Annotated in this window: 13 protein-coding genes; 8 read left to right on the top strand and 5 right to left on the bottom strand. The window is 66.0% G+C overall.

Annotated elements, in window-relative coordinates; genetic code table 11:
• Window positions 1–2: 2 nt before the first annotated feature.
• A complete protein-coding gene (locus tag BJ122_RS16025) occupies window positions 3–1,295 on the bottom strand; it encodes a glutamate-5-semialdehyde dehydrogenase (protein ID WP_110782212.1) in 1,293 nt (430 codons plus the stop codon).
• Between the two features lie 145 nt (window positions 1,296–1,440).
• Here BJ122_RS16025 and BJ122_RS16030 point away from each other — a divergent pair, with 145 nt between their 5' ends.
• Together BJ122_RS16030 and BJ122_RS16035 are read left to right on the top strand one after the other, a co-directional pair.
• Complete coding sequence (locus BJ122_RS16030; RefSeq protein WP_110782213.1) at window positions 1,441–1,692, top strand: hypothetical protein; 252 nt, start codon at window positions 1,441–1,443, stop codon at window positions 1,690–1,692.
• A gap of 228 nt (window positions 1,693–1,920) precedes the next feature.
• Window positions 1,921–2,376: a DUF1330 domain-containing protein gene (locus tag BJ122_RS16035; RefSeq protein ID WP_110782214.1), complete on the top strand. Its 456-nt coding sequence runs from the start codon at window positions 1,921–1,923 to the stop codon at window positions 2,374–2,376.
• A gap of 49 nt (window positions 2,377–2,425) precedes the next feature.
• On the opposite strand, the gene BJ122_RS16040 is transcribed toward BJ122_RS16035, so the two are convergent.
• The gene (locus BJ122_RS16040) at window positions 2,426–5,230 is read right to left on the bottom strand and encodes a [protein-PII] uridylyltransferase (protein WP_110782215.1); all 2,805 of its coding nucleotides are present in this window, start codon (window positions 5,228–5,230) and stop codon (window positions 2,426–2,428) included.
• A gap of 217 nt (window positions 5,231–5,447) precedes the next feature.
• Complete coding sequence (gene irrA / locus BJ122_RS16045; RefSeq protein ID WP_103012003.1) at window positions 5,448–5,933, bottom strand: iron response transcriptional regulator IrrA; 486 nt, start codon at window positions 5,931–5,933, stop codon at window positions 5,448–5,450.
• Between the two features lie 348 nt (window positions 5,934–6,281).
• On the opposite strand from irrA, the gene fabA reads away from it, so the two are divergent.
• The 3 genes from fabA (at window position 6,282) to fabI (ending at window position 9,094) form a co-directional block, all read left to right on the top strand.
• Window positions 6,282–6,806, top strand: a complete 525-nt coding sequence (fabA, locus tag BJ122_RS16050) for a 3-hydroxyacyl-[acyl-carrier-protein] dehydratase FabA (protein ID WP_110782216.1) — start codon at window positions 6,282–6,284, stop codon at window positions 6,804–6,806.
• Window positions 6,807–6,896: 90 nt separating this feature from the next.
• Window positions 6,897–8,123 carry a beta-ketoacyl-ACP synthase I gene (fabB, locus tag BJ122_RS16055; protein WP_110782239.1) on the top strand — a complete coding sequence of 409 codons (1,227 nt, stop codon included), beginning with the start codon at window positions 6,897–6,899 and terminating at the stop codon, window positions 8,121–8,123.
• A 164-nt stretch (window positions 8,124–8,287) separates the two neighbouring features.
• The gene (gene fabI, locus BJ122_RS16060) at window positions 8,288–9,094 is read left to right on the top strand and encodes an enoyl-ACP reductase FabI (protein WP_110782217.1); all 807 of its coding nucleotides are present in this window, start codon (window positions 8,288–8,290) and stop codon (window positions 9,092–9,094) included.
• 285 nt (window positions 9,095–9,379) lie between these two features.
• Here fabI and katG read toward each other — a convergent pair whose 3' ends face one another.
• On the bottom strand, window positions 9,380–11,572 hold the full coding sequence (katG, locus tag BJ122_RS16065; RefSeq protein ID WP_110782218.1) for a catalase/peroxidase HPI: 2,193 nt from the start codon (window positions 11,570–11,572) through the stop codon (window positions 9,380–9,382).
• Between the two features lie 180 nt (window positions 11,573–11,752).
• On the opposite strand from katG, the gene BJ122_RS16070 reads away from it, so the two are divergent.
• Complete coding sequence (locus BJ122_RS16070; RefSeq protein ID WP_110782219.1) at window positions 11,753–12,676, top strand: LysR substrate-binding domain-containing protein; 924 nt, start codon at window positions 11,753–11,755, stop codon at window positions 12,674–12,676.
• A 133-nt stretch (window positions 12,677–12,809) separates the two neighbouring features.
• Here the strand turns inward: BJ122_RS16070 and pcaF are convergent, their stop codons facing one another.
• Complete coding sequence (pcaF, locus tag BJ122_RS16075) at window positions 12,810–14,015, bottom strand: 3-oxoadipyl-CoA thiolase (protein ID WP_110782220.1); 1,206 nt, start codon at window positions 14,013–14,015, stop codon at window positions 12,810–12,812.
• 189 nt (window positions 14,016–14,204) lie between these two features.
• On the opposite strand from pcaF, the gene BJ122_RS16080 reads away from it, so the two are divergent.
• Together BJ122_RS16080 and mutS are read left to right on the top strand one after the other, a co-directional pair.
• Window positions 14,205–14,420 carry a hypothetical protein gene (locus BJ122_RS16080; protein ID WP_146227208.1) on the top strand — a complete coding sequence of 72 codons (216 nt, stop codon included), beginning with the start codon at window positions 14,205–14,207 and terminating at the stop codon, window positions 14,418–14,420.
• A gap of 147 nt (window positions 14,421–14,567) precedes the next feature.
• The gene (gene mutS / locus BJ122_RS16085; protein WP_110782222.1) at window positions 14,568–17,288 is read left to right on the top strand and encodes a DNA mismatch repair protein MutS; all 2,721 of its coding nucleotides are present in this window, start codon (window positions 14,568–14,570) and stop codon (window positions 17,286–17,288) included.
• The last annotated feature ends 14 nt before the right edge of the window (window positions 17,289–17,302 follow it).

Here is a 17,302-nt window from a genome sequence, read left to right on the forward strand (position 1 = left end):
GCTCACGGCCGGGTCTGGCCCGTGCCGTGGACGCGATACTTGAAGCTGGTGAGCTGCTCGGCGCCGACCGGCCCGCGCGCGTGGAATTTGCCGGTGGCGATGCCGATCTCGGCACCGAAGCCGAATTCGCCGCCGTCAGCAAATTGCGTCGAGGCGTTATGCAGCACAATCGCGGCATCGACCTCGTTCAGGAAGCGCGCCGCGGCGGCCTGATCCTCGGTGATGATCGCCTCGGTATGGTGCGAGCCATAGCGCGCGATATGCGCCAGCGCGTCATCCAGGCCGGCAACGACCCGGGCCGCGATGATCGGCTCGCCATATTCGGTGCCCCAATCCTGCTCGCTCGCGGCCTTGGCGCGCGGATCGGCCTGCTGCACGGCGGCGTCGCCGCGCACTTCGCAGCCGGCGTCGATCAGCGCACCAACCAGCGGCGCGAGATGGCGCTCAGCGGCGCCGGCATCGACCAGCAGCGTTTCGGCCGCGCCGCACACGCCAGGCCGGCGCATCTTGGCGTTGAGCACGATCGCCTTGGCCATCTCCAGATCGGCGGCGCGATCGACATAGACGTGGTTGACGCCTTCGAGATGGGCGAACACCGGCACCCGCGCCTCAGCCTCGACCCGCGCCACCAGGCTCTTGCCGCCACGCGGCACGATCACGTCGATCTGGCCGCCAAGGCCCGACAGCATCAGCCCGACCGCGGCGCGGTCGCGCACCGGCACCAAGGTGATGGCGCCTTCCGGCAGCCCGGCTTCGCGCAGCCCGGCGAGCAGGCAATCATGAATGGCACGGCACGAGCGGAAACTGTCGGAGCCGCCGCGCAGCATCACCGCATTGCCGGATTTCAGGCCAAGCACGCCGGCATCGGCGGTGACATTGGGCCGGCTTTCAAAGATCACGCCGATCACGCCGAGCGGCACCCGCACGCGCTCGATCACCATGCCGTTCGGTCGCTGCCAGCGCTCGGTGACCGCGCCGATCGGATCGGCAATGTCGTGGATCACCTTGATGCCGTCGGCGATCGCCGCGACCCGCGCCGGGGTCAGCGTCAGCCGGTCGATGAAGGCGGAGCTGGCGCCCGCGGCGCGCACCTCGGCGACATCCTCGGCATTGGCGGCCAGGATCGCCTCGCAATGGGCGCGGATCGCCCGTTCCATCGCTGCCAGCGCGAGGTTTTTCTGCTCGGTCGGCGCGATCGCCAATTGGCGCGCGGCGGCGCGCGCGGCGGCGCCGAGCTGCATCATCTGCGCGGACAGGTCGTCGCTGCCCTCTACGGTTTTCAACGGGGCGGTCATGGTGGCCACATCTGCTGTGAAATCGTTCCGTCAAAATAGGCAGTTGCCGGACGGCCGTCAAAGCAGCAATGGCCGCCTGGCGGCCCATTGCGCTTGCCGGTGCAATCCGGCATCTGACGGGCAAGATCAGTCAGGAGTCGATGGCATGACGCGGGTGCGGAAATCGGTGGCGGAAATCGAGGCGCTGTTGCTGGAGGATGTCCGGGCGCAGCGTCATTGCAGCGAGGTCGCCGATATCGTCATCGAACTGTGCGAGCCGGAGGAGGACACCCACGGCGCCAATTGGTCGGTGGTGTCGGTCGATCCCGGCGGCGCGTCCCGCGAGTTCGCCGGCGCCGCGGTGATGGTGGCGATGGGCCGGCTGCAACAGGAAGTGGACGCAATCGCGCCGGAGTAACAACCGCGCTTGTGCCGGTTCACTTCATGACCGGCGTCATCGGAGCCGGGGCACTAGGGGGCGCTGGTAACAGCTTCGGTGATTTACCGTCGATAAAGTGTGGCTTGCTTGCCCTGCAAGTGTGCGGCGGCGGTTGTCCGCGGCGTGACACTTGCGCCGCCGATCACTCTCGGCCCACAATGCCTGCTGCAAAACCGCGCTGATAAGCGGAGCGCAACGGGGGGCGCCATGACCGGCTATGTTGATCCGACCAAGGAAGTGTTCGCGCTGTTTCGCGACAATGATCGCGATGGCCCGATCCACATGCTCAATCTGGTGCGGCTGAAGCCGCAAGCGAGCTATCCTGATGGTCGCAGCGCCAGCGGCGCTGAAGCCTACGCCGCCTATGGCCGCGAATCCGGCCCGGTATTTGCGCGGCTCGGCGGCCGGATCGTCTGGCAGGGCAGGTTTGAATTGATGCTGATCGGCCCGCAGCACGAACACTGGGATCACGTGTTCATCGCCGAATATCCGAGCGTCGCGGCGTTTGTTTCGATGATCCGCGATCCGGTGTACCGCGAAGCGGTCAAGCACCGTCAGGCCGCGGTTGCAGATTCACGCTTGATCCGTCTGCAGCCGATGGCGCCCGGCAAGGGATTTGGCGAGCCGCCGGCGCCTGCGAATTCGTCCTCACAGGCGAGCTGATCGCGATCACGGTGGCGAACGCGGCGGCGTTCGGATCGGCGCGCAACTGCTACGCCGCCGGCTTCTGCGCGCTGCTGCCGTTGGTCAGCAAGTGGATCAGCGCGCGCTTGATCGCCGCCTGCCGGGTCGGCGCGGTGATCTGCGCGCCGAGCAGATCGGTGACGTAAAACACGTCGCGGGCGCGTTCGCCGAAGGTCGCGACATGCGCGGACGCGATGTTGAGGTTGAGTTTGGAAATCGCGGTGGTGAGCTGATAGAGCAGACCCGGCCGGTCGAGACCCGACACTTCGATCACCGTGTAGCGATCCGACCATTGGTTGTTGATCGCGACTTCCGGCTCCACGGTGAACGGTTTGAGCTTGCCCTTGCCGCTGGCGCGCTTGGCCACCACTTCCGGCAGCCGCAATTTGCCGACCAGCACGTCCTCGATCATATCGCCGATCCGGGTGGCGCGGCGGCCTTCGTCCTCGTCGCGATCATATTCGCGGGTGATGGCGATGGTATCGAGCGCGCGGCCATCGGTGGTGGTGTAGATCTGCGCATCGACGATGTTGGCGCCGGCCGAGGCGCAGGCGCCGGCGATGATTGATAGCAGCCACGGATGATCGACCGCCAGAATCGTCAGTTCGGTGACGCCGCGCGCTTCGTCAAAGCCGACATTGATCGCCAGCTTGTGGCCGGCCTGTTCCGAGGCGCGCAGAAAGCGGGCGTGGCGGATCTTGCGCGCCAGCTCGACCTTGAGCCAGTACGCCGGATAGTGCCGGGAAATGTAGCTGGTCAGCTCCGCTTCCGGCCATTCGGTGAAGGCGGCGCGGAACTCGGCCTGCGCGGCGCGAATCCGCTCGGCGCGATTGACCTCGGAGAAGCCGCCGGTCAGCACCGGCTCGGTCTCGTAATACAACGTGCGGATCAGCTGCGCTTTCCAGCCGTTCCAGACGCCGGGGCCGACGCCGCGAATATCGGCGGTGGTCAGGATGGTGAGCAGCTTCATCTGCTCGACCGATTCCACCACGGCCGCAAATTTTTCGATGGTCTTGCGGTCGGACAGATCGCGCGACTGCGCCACGGTCGACATGGTCAGATGCTTTTCGATCAGCCAGGCGACCAGCTCGGTATCGGCGGGGCTAAAGCCAAGCCGCGGGCACAGCCGCCGCGCCACCTTGGCGCCGGCGATCGAGTGATCCTCCGGCTGGCCCTTGGCGATGTCGTGCAGCAGCACCGACACATAGAGCACGGCGCGGTGATCGGGCCGGATCTTGCGCATCAGGTCGGTCGCGACCGCGAACTCTTCATTGCCGCCGCGCTCGATCTCCTGCAGGAAACCGACGCAGCGCAGCAGATGCTCATCGACCGTGTAGTGATGATACATGTTGAACTGCATCATCGCGACGATCTTGCCGAATGCGCGGATGAAACGGCCGAGCACGCCGGTCTCGTTCATGTGGCGCAGCACGATCTCGGCATTGTCCGAGGTCAGGATTTCCAGAAACAGCCGGTTGGCTTCCGGGTTTTCGCGCAGCGGGGTGTTGATCAGCCGCAGCGAATGGGTCACCGCGCGCATCGCGTCGGGGTGGAAAGCGAGGTTGTTCTTCTGCGCCAGCCGGAAAACCCGGATCAGGTTCACCGGATCACGCCGGAACACGTCCGGCCCGGCGAGATTGATGCGGTTGTTATCCACGACGAAGTCTTCGGCGCCCGGCACGCGCCGCCGTTTGTTGCCGGGGCGCAGCCGCGCCATCATCCGGCTCAGCGCCGGCGCCTGCTTGGTTTCCTGATCTTCCAGCTTGGCGCACAGGATCGCGGTCAGCGCGCCAACCTGCTTGGCCACCAGGAAGTAGTGCTTCATGAAGCGTTCGACATCCTGCAAGCCCGGATGGCTGGTGTAGCCGAGCCGCACCGCGATCTCGCGCTGCATGTCGAACGACAGCCGCTCCTCGGCGCGGCCGGCGACGAAATGGATGTGGCAGCGCACCGACCACAGAATGTCCTCGCAGCGCCTAAAACTGCGATATTCCTGGGCGTCGAACACGCCCTTGTTGACCAGCTCGGCGGCCTGCCGGGCGCGGTAGACGTATTTGGCGATCCAGAACAGCGTGTGCAGGTCGCGCAGTCCGCCCTTGCCGTCCTTGACGTTGGGCTCGACCAGATAGCGCGATTGGCCGGAGCGGCGATGGCGCTCCTCGCGCTCGGCGAGCTTGGCCTGCACGAACTCCGCGGCGGTGCCTTCCACCACCTCCTTGTCGAACCGTTCCACCAATTCGCTGTACAGCTCGGCGTCGCCGGTCAGGAACCGGGTTTCCAAGAGCGCGGTGCGGATCGTCATGTCGGCCCGCGCCTGGCGGATGCATTCATCGACCGAACGGGTGGCGTGGCCGACCTTCAGCCCCATGTCCCACAGGCAATACAGGATCGCCTCAGCGACCTGCTCGCCCCAGGCGGTCTGCTTGTAGGGCAGCACGAACAACAGGTCGGTGTCGGATTCCGGCGCCATCAGGCCGCGGCCATAGCCGCCGGTGGCGACCACCGCCATGCGTTCGGCGCTGGAATGGATCGAGGAATTATAAAGATACCGGGTCGCGGCGTCGTACAGGATGCGGATGATCTCATCCTGGATGAAGCACAGCCGTTCGGCGCAGCGCCGGCCGTGGCGGTCTTTCAGCAGCTGCTCCTGGGCAGCCTGACGCGCCGCGCTCAGCTCGGCCTTCAGTAGCTGCGCCATCGCGGTGCGGAACTGGTCGTCGCGCCCGGAAAACTGCACGGCCAGACGGTCGATCGCCGCCATGATGCGCGCCGAGTCGAACCGTGCGTCGGTTTCGGAAGGGGGGGCGATCGTCGTGTCCAGCGGCGTGTCCATGGCAAATCCGTTATCGGACCGCGCCGGCGCTGTCACGGAGCATTCGCGGGCAGTGCGCGGTCTGCCAACAGGCCCGGTCCAAGCCCGCCGATCACCCGTCGGTTCGTCGGGCCTGGCCGGCGAATCAACCATCCCGGGATTGAAAGACAATTATCGGCGGCGGGCGAATGCCGCGCAACGCCGACGCCGGGAGGGCGCCGCGGCCAGGAGGGCTCGATCAGGCCTTTCTGCGCAGCCGCACCACCATGTCGATCCGGCTGATTTCGTAGCCCTCCGGGATGTCGGGCATGGCGCCGACCATGACGTCGGTCATCGGAATGTCGACCAGCTCGTGGTTGTTCTCGAGATAGAAATGGTGGTGGTCGCTGACATTGGTGTCGAAATAGGTCTTGCTGCCATCGACGCTGACCTGGCGCAGCAAACCGGCCTCGGTGAGCTGGTTCAGGGTGTTATAGACGGTGGCCAGCGACACCGGCACCTTGGCCTGGCTGGCTTCCTCGTACAGCATTTCCGCGGTGAGATGGCGGGCACCCTTGCCGAACAGCAGCCAGCCGAGCGCCATCCGCTGCCGAGTCGGCCGCAAGCCGACCGCCTGCAGCATCTCGTTGACGTCATGCCAGGGGCAGCCCGTCAGCTGCGCCGGATGCGCTGCTCTGGCCACGGACTCCCGTCGATAATCTGCCAGCCTTGCCCCGTCCCTCATCTGCACCGCCAAGCCTCTTGCCGCATTGCCATGCCTCATCGTCTGTCCGTGTTGACTATAAGAAGCATTCCGTCAAGGTGCAAGTTCCTCGCAACTGCGTTGGTCTGGGACGTTTTGCCTAGGAGTTGTGCGGGGCGAGTCGCTTTGCGCTGTCACGTGGCTGTGATAGAGAGCCGCGGTCGCTTCGACACATTCGGCAGAAGCGGTGGCAGGTGCTGCAGATTTGAGGCCTCGATCGCGGGGCGAACCGCACCGCGGTCTCGCATTTCGATTTCCGATCGGCCTTGCGGAACTGCCCTACCGGTCCACTTGCTGAAGTACTTCGACGGAAAGTTAAAGGCATCCAGCATGCAGGATCGACGTTCAAGCTACGAGTACGAGGATCTTCTGGCCTGTGGCCGCGGTGAGATGTTCGGTCCCGGCAATGCGCAGCTGCCGCTGCCGCCGATGCTGATGTTCAATCGCATCACCGAGATCAACGATGACGGCGGCGAGTTCGGCAAGGGCCATATTCGCGCCGAGCTCGACGTCACCCCGGACCTGTGGTTTTTCGGCTGCCACTTCAAGGGCGACCCGGTGATGCCGGGCTGTCTCGGCCTTGACGCGCTGTGGCAGATGGTCGGCTTCTTTCTGGGCTGGACCGGCGGCGAAGGCCGCGGCCGCGCCCTCGGCCTGTCGGAACTGAAGTTCACCGGCCAGGTGCTGCCCAACGTCAAGCACGTCGTCTACAACATCGACATCAAGCGCGTGATGCGCTCCAAGCTGGTGCTCGGCATTGCCGACGGCTGGCTGTCGGCCGATGGCGAGATTATCTATCGTGCCAAGGATCTGAAGGTCGGGCTGTTCAAGCAGGATGCTGCGCAGCAGCCGTGAAGCTGAGCTACAGTCGCGGCGCGGCCAAGTGACTGGCTGCGCCGACTGCGTAACCAAGAAGTTTGTAACAATGGAATGCGCGAGGCGGTCATGAGGCGGGTTGTCGTCACTGGGATGGGTATCGTCTCATCGATCGGGAACAACACTCAGGAAGTGCTGGCGAGCCTGTTCGATGCCAAATCCGGCATCACGCGCGCCGAAAAGCACGCCGAGCTGGGTTTCCGGTCTCAGGTGCAGGGGGCTCCCACGCTCAATCCGGCCGATGTGGTCGATCGTCGTGCGATGCGCTTCCTCGGCGAAGGCGCGGCCTGGAACCATGTCGCCATGGAACAGGCGGTGCAGGATTCCGGCCTGGAAGAGGCCGATATCTCCAATCCGCGCACCGGCATTGTAATGGGCTCCGGCGGTCCGTCGGCGCGCACCATTGTTGAAGCGGCCGATATCACCCGCACCAAGGGTCCGAAGCGCGTCGGCCCGTTCGCGGTGCCGAAGGCGATGTCCTCGACCGCGTCGGCGACGCTCGCCACCTGGTTCAAGATCAAGGGCGTCAACTATTCGATCTCCTCGGCCTGCGCGACCTCGAACCACTGCATCGGCAATGCCTATGAGCTGATCCAGTGGGGCAAGCAGGACGTGGTGTTCGCGGGCGGCTGCGAGGAACTCGACTGGTCGCTGTCGGTGCTGTTCGACGCCATGGGCGCGATGTCGTCCAAGTACAACGACACCCCGGCCACCGCGTCGCGTCCCTATGACGTCAATCGCGACGGCTTCGTGATCGCCGGCGGCGCCGGCGTGCTGGTGCTGGAAGAGCTGGAACATGCCAAGGCGCGCGGCGCCAAGATTTATGGCGAGATCATCGGCTACGGCGCCACTTCCGACGGCTACGACATGGTGGCGCCCTCCGGCGAAGGCGCCGAGCGCTGCATGAAGATGGCGCTCGCCACCACCGGCGGCATCAAGATCGACTACATCAACCCGCATGCGACCTCGACTCCGGCCGGTGACCCGCCGGAAATCAACGCGCTCCGCAACGTGTTCGGCGCCGGCGACAAGTGCCCGCCGATCTCCGCGACCAAGGCGCTGACCGGCCACTCGCTCGGTGCCACCGGCGTGCAGGAAGCGATCTACTCGCTGCTGATGATGAATAACGGCTTCATCTGCGAAAGCGCCAACATCGTCGAGCTCGACCCGGCGTTCGCGGACATGCCGATCGTGCGCAAGCGCGTCGACAACGCCAAGCTCGGCGCCGTGCTGTCGAACTCGTTCGGCTTCGGCGGCACCAACGCCACGCTGGTGTTCAAGCACATCGACGCCTGACATTGTTCGCCGCCGCATCCGCGGCGGGCCAAATGTAGTGACGAAAACCGGGACCAAGGCGGCGCTGTCACAGCGCCGTCTTGATCTTTTGGGCAAACGTTCCCGTTCGCGGCGCGCAAGCGTCGGCGGGGACAGGTTCAACACGACTTAAAGAGAGCGGTGAGATGCAGGGATTGATGCAGGGCAAGCGCGGCCTGATCATGGGTGTCGCCAACGATCATTCGATCGCCTGGGGCATGGCAAAGATGCTGGCGGCGCATGGCGCCGAGCTCGCCTTCACCTATCAGGGCGATGCGCTGGCGCGCCGGGTCAAGCCGCTCGCCGAATCGCTGAACTCCGATCTGGTGCTGCCCTGCGACGTCGAGGACATCGCCAGCGTCGATGCGGTGTTCGACACGCTCAAGGAAAAGTGGGGCAAGCTCGATTTCGTGATCCACGCGATCGGCTTCTCGGACAAGAACGAGCTGCGCGGCCAGTATATCGACACCAGCCGCGCCAATTTCTCGCGCACCATGGTGATCTCGTGCTTCTCGTTCACCGAGATCGCCAAGCGTGCCGCGGCGTTGATGACCGATGGCGGCGCGATGATCACGCTGACCTTCGGCGCGTCTGAGCGCGCGATGCCGAACTACAATGTGATGGGTCTGGCCAAGGCGGCGCTGGAAGCCAGCGTGCGCTATCTCGCCTGCGATCTCGGCTCGCGCGGCATCCGCGTCAATGCGATCTCGGCCGGTCCGGTGCGGACGCTGGCCGGCGCCGGCATTGGCGACTCGCGTGCGATGTTCGGCTTCATGGAAAAGCACTCGCCGCTCGGCCGCGGCGTGACGCTGGACGACCTCGGCGGCTCGGCGCTGTATCTGCTGTCGGACCTGTCGGGCGGCGTCACCGGCGAAACGCACTACGTCGATTCCGGCTACAACATCGTGCTGATGCCGAAGCCCGACGCGCTCAAGGCCGACGCGGACCAGTAATCGGCAGCCTTCATTGCTGATGTGCCATGCCCGCGCTCAGTCGCGGGCATGTGCGTTTTGATGCCAACGGCAATTGATACCAGCGCGCTCCGCACGTCATGGCCGGGCTGGTGCGGTCATGGCCGTCTTTGCTCATCACCGCGTGTCGGTAGCTCCAAAAAAAGGCCTGCATGAGCGCACCCATGCAGGCCTTTGTAGTAAGCGCAGCAGCGTCAATGCCCCATCGGCAGCATTGCCGTGCCCGCGTCGATCCCGCTTTGCGCAGCGATCGTTGATCCCGCCGGATCAGACCAGGTCGAACCGATCAGCGTTCATCACCTTGGTCCAGGCGGCGACAAAGTCCTTCACGAACTTCTCTTGAGCATCGGCACAGGCATAGACCTCCGCCAGTGCCCGCAATTGTGAGTGCGATCCAAAGATCAGATCGACACGGGTGCCGGTCCAACGCAGCTCGCCGCTTTGGCGATCATAACCCTCATAGATGCCTTCGTTGGTCGGCGACGGCGCCCAGCGGGTGCGCATGTCGAGCAGGTTGACGAAGAAGTCGTTGCTGAGCTGCTCGGGCCGTTCGGTGAACACGCCGTGGGTGGCGTGGCCATGATTGGCGCCGAGCACGCGCAGGCCGCCGATCAGCACCGTCATTTCCGGTGCGGTGAGCGTCAGCAACTGCGCGCGATCGACCAACGCTTCCTCGGGCTTCATGAACTGCGTGCGCTTGGGGTTGACGTAGTTGCGGAAGCCATCGGCACGCGGTTCCAGAGCCTTGAACGATTCCGCGTCGGTCTGCGCCTCGGTCGCGTCGGTCCGGCCCGGGGTGAACGGCACCTTGACCGTGGTGCCAGCGGCCTGCGCCGCCTTCTCCACCGCCGCAACGCCGCCCAGCACGATCAGATCGGCGATCGAAATCTTCTTGCCGTTCTGCTGCGCGCTGTTGAACGCCTGCTGGATCGCTTCGAGCTTGCTCAGCACCTCGGCGAGTTCAGCCGGCTGGTTGACGTCCCAGTCCTTCTGCGGCGCGAGGCGGATGCGCGCGCCATTGGCGCCGCCGCGCTTGTCGGAGCCGCGGAAGGTCGAGGCCGACGCCCAGGCGGTGCCGACCAGTTGCGCCACCGACAGGCCGGAGCCGAGGATCTTGCCCTTCAGCGCGGCGATGTCCTGCTCGCTGACCAGCTCATGATCGACCGGCGGCACCGGGTCCTGCCAGATCAAATCTTCGCCCGGCACCAGCTTGCCGCGGTAACGCACCTTCGGCCCCATGTCGCGATGGGTGAGCTTGAACCAGGCGCGGGCAAAGGCGTCCGCGAACTGATCGGGATTCTCCATGAAGCGCCGCGAGATTTTTTCGTAGATCGGATCGAAGCGCAGCGACAGGTCGGTGGTCAGCATCTTCGGCACGTGCTTCTTGTTCGGATCGAACGGGTCCGGAATGGTCGCGCCGGCGCCCTTGGCGCGCCATTGCTTGGCGCCCGCCGGGCTGTGCTCCAGCTCCCATTCGTAGCCGAACAGATTCCAGAAGAAGTTGTTGCTCCATTTGGTCGGGGTGGTGGTCCAGATCACTTCCGGGCCGCCGGTGATGGTGTCGGCGCCGCAGCCGGTGCCGAACGTGCTTTTCCAGCCCAGGCCCTGATCCTCGATCGCGCCGCCTTCCGGCTCGGCGCCAAGCAGCGACGGATCACCGGCGCCATGGGTCTTGCCAAAAGTGTGCCCGCCCGCGATCAGCGCCACGGTCTCCTCGTCATTCATCGCCATCCGATAGAAGGTCTCGCGGATGTCTTTTGCGGCAGCGACCGGATCGGGGTTGCCGTTCGGTCCTTCCGGGTTGACGTAGATCAGCCCCATCTGTACCGCGCCGAGCGGTTCGGAGAGCTGGCGTTCGCCGCTATAGCGCTCATCGCCGAGCCAGGCGCCTTCCGGCCCCCAGAACAGTTCTTCCGGCTCCCAGACGTCGGCGCGGCCGCCGGCAAAGCCGAAGGTTTTGAAACCCATCGATTCGAGCGCGACATTGCCGGCCAGCACCATCAGGTCGGCCCAGGAAATCTTGCGGCCGTATTTCTGCTTGATCGGCCACAGCAGCCGGCGCGCTTTGTCGAGATTGGCGTTATCGGGCCAGGAATTGAGCGGCGCAAAGCGCTGCTGGCCGGCGCCGGCGCCGCCGCGGCCGTCGGTGATGCGATAGGTGCCGGCACTGTGCCAGGCCATGCGGATGAACAGGCCGCCATAATGGCCGAAATCGGCCGGCCACCATTCCTGAGAATCCGTCATCAAGGCGTGCAGATCCTTAATCACGGCGTCGAGGTCGAGGCTTTCGAATTCCTTGGCGTAGTCGAACGCTTCGCCCATCGGGTCGGACAGGCTGGAGTTCCGGTGCAGCATGCCGATGTCGAGCTGCTCCGGCCACCAATCACGGTTGCGGTGGCCATGCGAGCCGCCTGAGAACGGGCACTTGCCTGCGCCAGCGTCGTCGGTCTTTGCGTCCATCTTTCCCTCCATCGTGCCTGGTCGTTAGCGGCTCTGCGTGATGCCGGAGCCGGGTGCGTCGGTGGTGGTGCGTCCCTCACAGCGATTGTCACACCGAAATGCGACGGCAGCTTGAGCTGGATTGATCATAAGGTCCATTCGCTTTACCTTGCATCTGCGATCAGATAATCTGATCGGGCTATGATCACGCTGCGCCAGCTCCGCTATCTGTCCGCGCTCGCCAAGCATGGCCATTTCGGCCGTGCGGCAGAAGCCTGCGCGGTGACGCAGCCAGCGCTATCGATGCAGATCCGCGATCTGGAACGCACCTTAGGGGTGTTACTGGTGGAGCGGCGGCCGGGCGAGGTGCTGCTCACCGACATCGGCCGCGAGATCGTGCGGCGCGGCGACGAACTGCTGACCGGCGCGCGCGACCTGATGGATTACGCCCGGCACCGCGCCCAGCCGCTGACCGGGCGGCTGACTTTGGGCGCGATCCCCTCACTCGCGCCCTATCTGCTGCCGCGCATCCTTCCGGCGTTGCAGCGCCGCTTTCCGGAATTGCGGCTGGAACTGCGTGAAACCCAGACCAAGCTGCTGCTGGCCGATCTACGTAGCGGCGCGCTCGATGCCGCGCTGCTCGCGCTGCCAGCCGGTGATGACGATATGCGCGCGCTGCCGCTGTTTCAGGATCGCTTTCTGCTGGCGGTGCCGGCCGATGATCCGCGCGCCGCGCAGCCGTTCGTCAGCGTCGAGGACATCGACCAGAGCCGTCTGATCCTGCTGGAAGACGGCCACTGCCTGCGCGATCAGGCGCTGGCGTTTTGCGCCACCGCCGCTCGCGGGCTCCATGGCGGCGTCAGCGGCGCCAGTTTTGGCGCCTCCAGCCTGTCGACGGTGATGCAGATGGTGGCGTGCGGCTACGGCATCACGCTGATTCCGCAGATCGCCGCCGCGGTCGAAGGTCGCGATGACCGGGTGAAACTGCTGCCGCTCGAGGAGCCGCAGCCCGGCCGCTCGATCGGGCTGGTGTTCCGCGCCACTTCACCGCGCCGCGCCGATTTCGAGGCGCTCGGCGAGGTGGTGCAGCAGGCGGTGGCGGGGCCAACGACCACCAGCAAGTGACACCCACCTCTCCACGCGCGTCGTGGCCGGGCTCGTCCCGGTCATCCACGTCTTTGAACTTGCGAGGCTTTTAAGACGTGGATACCCGCGACAAGCGCGGGTATGACGGGTCATCAGGTCTCGGCCGGAGGTTTCAAACCCTCTCAATCGCCATCGCGACGCCCTGGCCGACGCCGACGCACATCGTCGCCAGCGCCAGCCGGCCGCCGCGATGGTGCAGCCCGTGCACCGCGGTCAGCACCAGCCGCGCGCCGCTCATGCCGAGCGGATGGCCGAGCGCGATCGCGCCGCCCTGCGGATTGACGTAGTCGGCATCGTCCGCGACGCCGAGTTCGCGCAGGCAGGCCAGCCCCTGCGAAGCGAACGCTTCATTGAGCTCGATCAGGTCGAAATCGCTGATCGCAAGACCAAGCCGCGCCATCAGCTTGCGCGTCGCCGGCACCGGGCCGATGCCCATGATGCGCGGCGGCACCGCGGCGGAGGCCAGGCCCAGCACCCGCGCCCGCGGCGTCAGCCCGTGCTTGCTGACCGCGGCTTCCGAGGCCAGCAGCAGCGCCGCGGCGCCGTCATTGACGCCCGAGGCATTGCCCGCAGTGACGGTGCCGCCCTGGCGCACGATCGGCTTGAGCTTGGCGAGCGCCGCCGCCGTGGTGTCGGGGCGCGGATGCTCGTCGGCATCGACGATGATCGGCCCGGCCTTGCCGCCCGGCGCCTGCACCGCGACGATCTCTTGCGCAAAATAGCCGCTCGTGATCGCAGCGGCCGCGCGCTGCTGCGAGCGCAGCGCGAACGCGTCCTGGTCGTCGCGGCTGATCGAAAACTGCTCGGCGACGTTCTCGCCGGTCTCCGGCATCGAATCGACGCCGTATTGCGCCTTCATCAGCGGATTGATGAAGCGCCAGCCGATGGTGGTGTCAAAAATCTCGGCCTGGCGCGCGAATGCTTCCGGCGCCTTGCCCATCACGAACGGCGCGCGCGTCATCGATTCCACGCCGCCCGCGATCGCAAAATCGATCTCGCCGGCGCGGATCGCGCGGCTGGCGGTGCCGACCGCATCGAGCCCGGAAGCGCACAGCCGATTGACCGTCAGGCCCGGCACCGTGTCCGGCAGCCCGGCCAGCAGCAGCGCCATGCGCGCCACGTTGCGATTGTCTTCGCCGGCCTGGTTGGCGCAGCCCAGCACCACCTCATCGAGCGCCGCCCAGTCGATGGTGGGATGGCGGGCGAGCAGCGCCTTGATCGGCACCGCGGCGAGATCGTCGGCGCGCACTTTGGCGAGCGCCCCGCCAAAGCGGCCGATCGGCGTGCGCACCGCGTCGCAAATGAACACCTCGGCCATCGTGCAGCTCCCTGATCGTCATGGTCCGCACTTGCTGGCGGATGCGGCGCGATTTGTAAAAAGCGCGGCTAAAGGCGTCAAACGGCTGACGCGGCGCCGCTGAGCCCACGGGACTGATTGCCGGTTCCAGGTTTTAGATGTAGCCTTTCTCAACCATCCCGCGTGGAAATGCTGTGTGGAGTGCCTGTCATGTCCCACAAAGCCTATTGTCCATCCTGCGGCCGGATGATCGTCGATTGCGGCATGCCCGACAATCACAAGGACCATTTCTACGGGTCCGGCTCCTGCAACAACGGCCATCCGGCGCAATCGATCTCGCTGAGTTGCGGCGGCGGCCGGCTCAACCTGGAAATGGCGCCCGAGCAGGCCGAGCAGCAGCCCGCCAGCGACGACAAAGATCGATAAAGGCCAAGCCGGTTGCGCGCCGCTGCGGCGGGCGGGCTGTGCCGACGCATGGCCGCGCGGCTTTGTTGTATCGGCTTGCTGCATCGGCATTGGATAACCCAGCCGGGCCGTGATCGCGGCGGCAATTCTTGCTAGCGTCCGGCCGCCATGACGATCGAGCCTTCCGTATCTTCTTCGCCCCAGCCCGTCCTTGCCGCGGAGCCGCCTGCGCGCGTCTCGCCGATGATGGAGCAGTATCACGAGATCAAAGCCGCCAATCTGGGGCTCTTGCTGTTCTACCGGATGGGCGATTTCTACGAGCTGTTCTTTGACGACGCCGAGGTCGCCTCGCGCGCGCTCGGCATCACGCTGACCAAGCGCGGCAAGCATCTCGGCCAAGACATTCCGATGTGCGGCGTGCCGGTCGAGCGCGCCGATGATTATCTGCACCGGCTGATCGCGCTCGGCCACCGCGTCGCGGTGTGCGAGCAGACCGAGGACCCGGCCGCGGCGCGCGCCCGCAAAAGCGTGGTGCGGCGCGACGTGGTCCGGCTGATCACGCCGGGCACGCTCACCGAAGACACGCTGCTCGACGCCCGCGCCAACAACTATCTGCTGGCGATCGCGCGCGCCAAGGCCGCGGGCGGCGACCGCATCGGGCTCGCCTGGATCGACATCTCGACCTCGGAATTCATCGTCACCGAATGCAGCGGCCCGGAACTCGCCGCCACGCTGGCGCGCATCAATCCCAATGAAGCGATCGTCACCGACGCGCTCTATAGCGATCCGGAGTACGGCCCGCTGCTGCGCGAGCTGGCGGCGGTGACGCCGCTGACCCGCGATGTGTTCGATTCCGCCACCGCCGAGCGGCGGCTGTGTGATTACTTCGCGGTCGCCACTATGGATGGCCTCGCCGCGATGTCGCGGCTGGAAGCGACCGCGGCTGCGGCCTGCATCACCTATGTCGAGCGCACCCAGCTCGGCAAAAAGCCGCCGCTGTCGCCGCCCTCGCGCGAATTGTCCGGCGCCACCATGGCGATCGATCCGGCAACCCGCGCCAATCTCGAATTGACGCGAACGCTGGCCGGCGAACGGCGCGGCTCGCTGCTCGACGCCATTGATTGCACCGTGACCGCGGCCGGCTCGCGGCTGCTGGCGCAGCGGCTCGCGGCGCCGCTGACCGATGCCGAAGCGATCGCGCATCGGCTCGATGCGGTGGCGGCGTTTGTCGCCGAACCCATGCTGCGTGACAGTCTGCGCTCTACGCTGCGCGCGGCGCCCGATATGTCGCGCGCGCTGGCGCGGCTGTCGGTCGGGCGCGGCGGCCCGCGTGATCTCGCCGCGCTGCGCGACGGCGTGCTCGCGGCCGATGATGCGCTGGCGCAGCTCGGCACGCTCGCCGAGCTGCCGCAGGAAATCAGAGCGGCGGCAGCGGCGCTGCGGCGACCATCGCGCGACTTGGCGCAGGAGTTTTCAAAGGCGCTCGCCGAGGAGCTGCCGCTGCAAAAGCGCGACGGCGGCTTTGTGCGTGGCAACTATCTGCCGGCGCTCGATGAGGCGCGCGAGCTGCGCGATGCCTCGCGCCAGGTGGTGGCGGCGATGCAGGCGCGCTACGCCGACGACACCGGCATCAAGACCCTGAAGATCCGGCACAACAATGTGCTCGGCTATTTCGTCGAAGTCACCGCGCAGCATGGCGACCGGCTGATGACGGCGCCGCTCAACGCCACCTTCATCCATCGCCAGACCTTGGCCGGGCAGGTGCGGTTCACCACCGCCGAGCTTGGCGAAATCGAAGCGAAGATCGCCAATGCCGGCGAGCGCGCGCTCGGGCTGGAGCTGGAAGTGTTCGAGCAGCTCGCGGCGATGGTGATCGCCGCCGGCGATGATCTGCGCGCCGCCGCGCAGGCGTTCGCGCTGCTCGACGTGACGCTGGCGCTCGCCAAGCTCGCCGCCGACGACAATTATGTGCGGCCCGAGGTTGATAGTTCGCTGGCGTTTGCGATCGAAGGCGGCCGTCATCCGGTGGTGGAACAGGCGCTCAAGCGCGACGGCCAGCCGTTCATCGCCAATGCCTGCGATCTGTCGCCGGCGCCCGGCCAGCAATCCGGCCAGATCTGGCTGCTGACCGGTCCGAACATGGCCGGTAAATCGACTTTTCTGCGCCAGAACGCGCTGATCGCGCTCTTGGCGCAGATCGGCTCATTCGTGCCGGCGTCGCGGGCGCGGATCGGCATTGTCGATCGGTTGTTCTCGCGGGTCGGTGCCGCGGATGATCTGGCGCGTGGCCGCTCGACCTTCATGGTGGAAATGGTCGAGACCGCGGTGATCCTCAATCAGGCCAGCGACCGGGCGCTGGTGATCCTCGATGAGATCGGGCGCGGCACCGCGACCTTCGATGGTCTGTCGATCGCCTGGGCCGCGATCGAACATCTGCACGAAGCCAATCGCTGCCGGGCTTTGTTCGCGACCCACTATCATGAGCTGACCGCGCTATCGTCAAAACTGCCGCGGCTGTTCAACGCCACCGTCCGCGTCAAGGAATGGCACGGTGAGGTGGTGTTTTTGCATGAAGTGATGCCGGGTTCGGCCGATCGCTCCTACGGCATCCAGGTCGCGAAGCTGGCCGGGCTGCCGCCGAGCGTGATCAGCCGCGCCAAGGCGGTGCTCGCCAAGCTCGAGGCCAATGATCGCGGCCAGTCGGTGCGGGCGCTGGCCGATGATCTGCCGCTGTTTGCGCTGACCGCGCGCGCGCCGGCCGAGCCGGCGCTGCCATCGGAAGCCGAGCAATTGATCGAGGCGGTGCGCGGCCTGCATCCCGATGAGATGTCGCCGCGCGAGGCTTTGGAGGCGCTGTACGCGCTGCAGGCCAAGTTGCCGAAACGCTGAGTGTGGACGGAGCC

It is taken from the genome of Rhodopseudomonas faecalis, from assembly GCF_003217325.1.
Taxonomy (GTDB): domain Bacteria; phylum Pseudomonadota; class Alphaproteobacteria; order Rhizobiales; family Xanthobacteraceae; genus Rhodopseudomonas; species Rhodopseudomonas faecalis.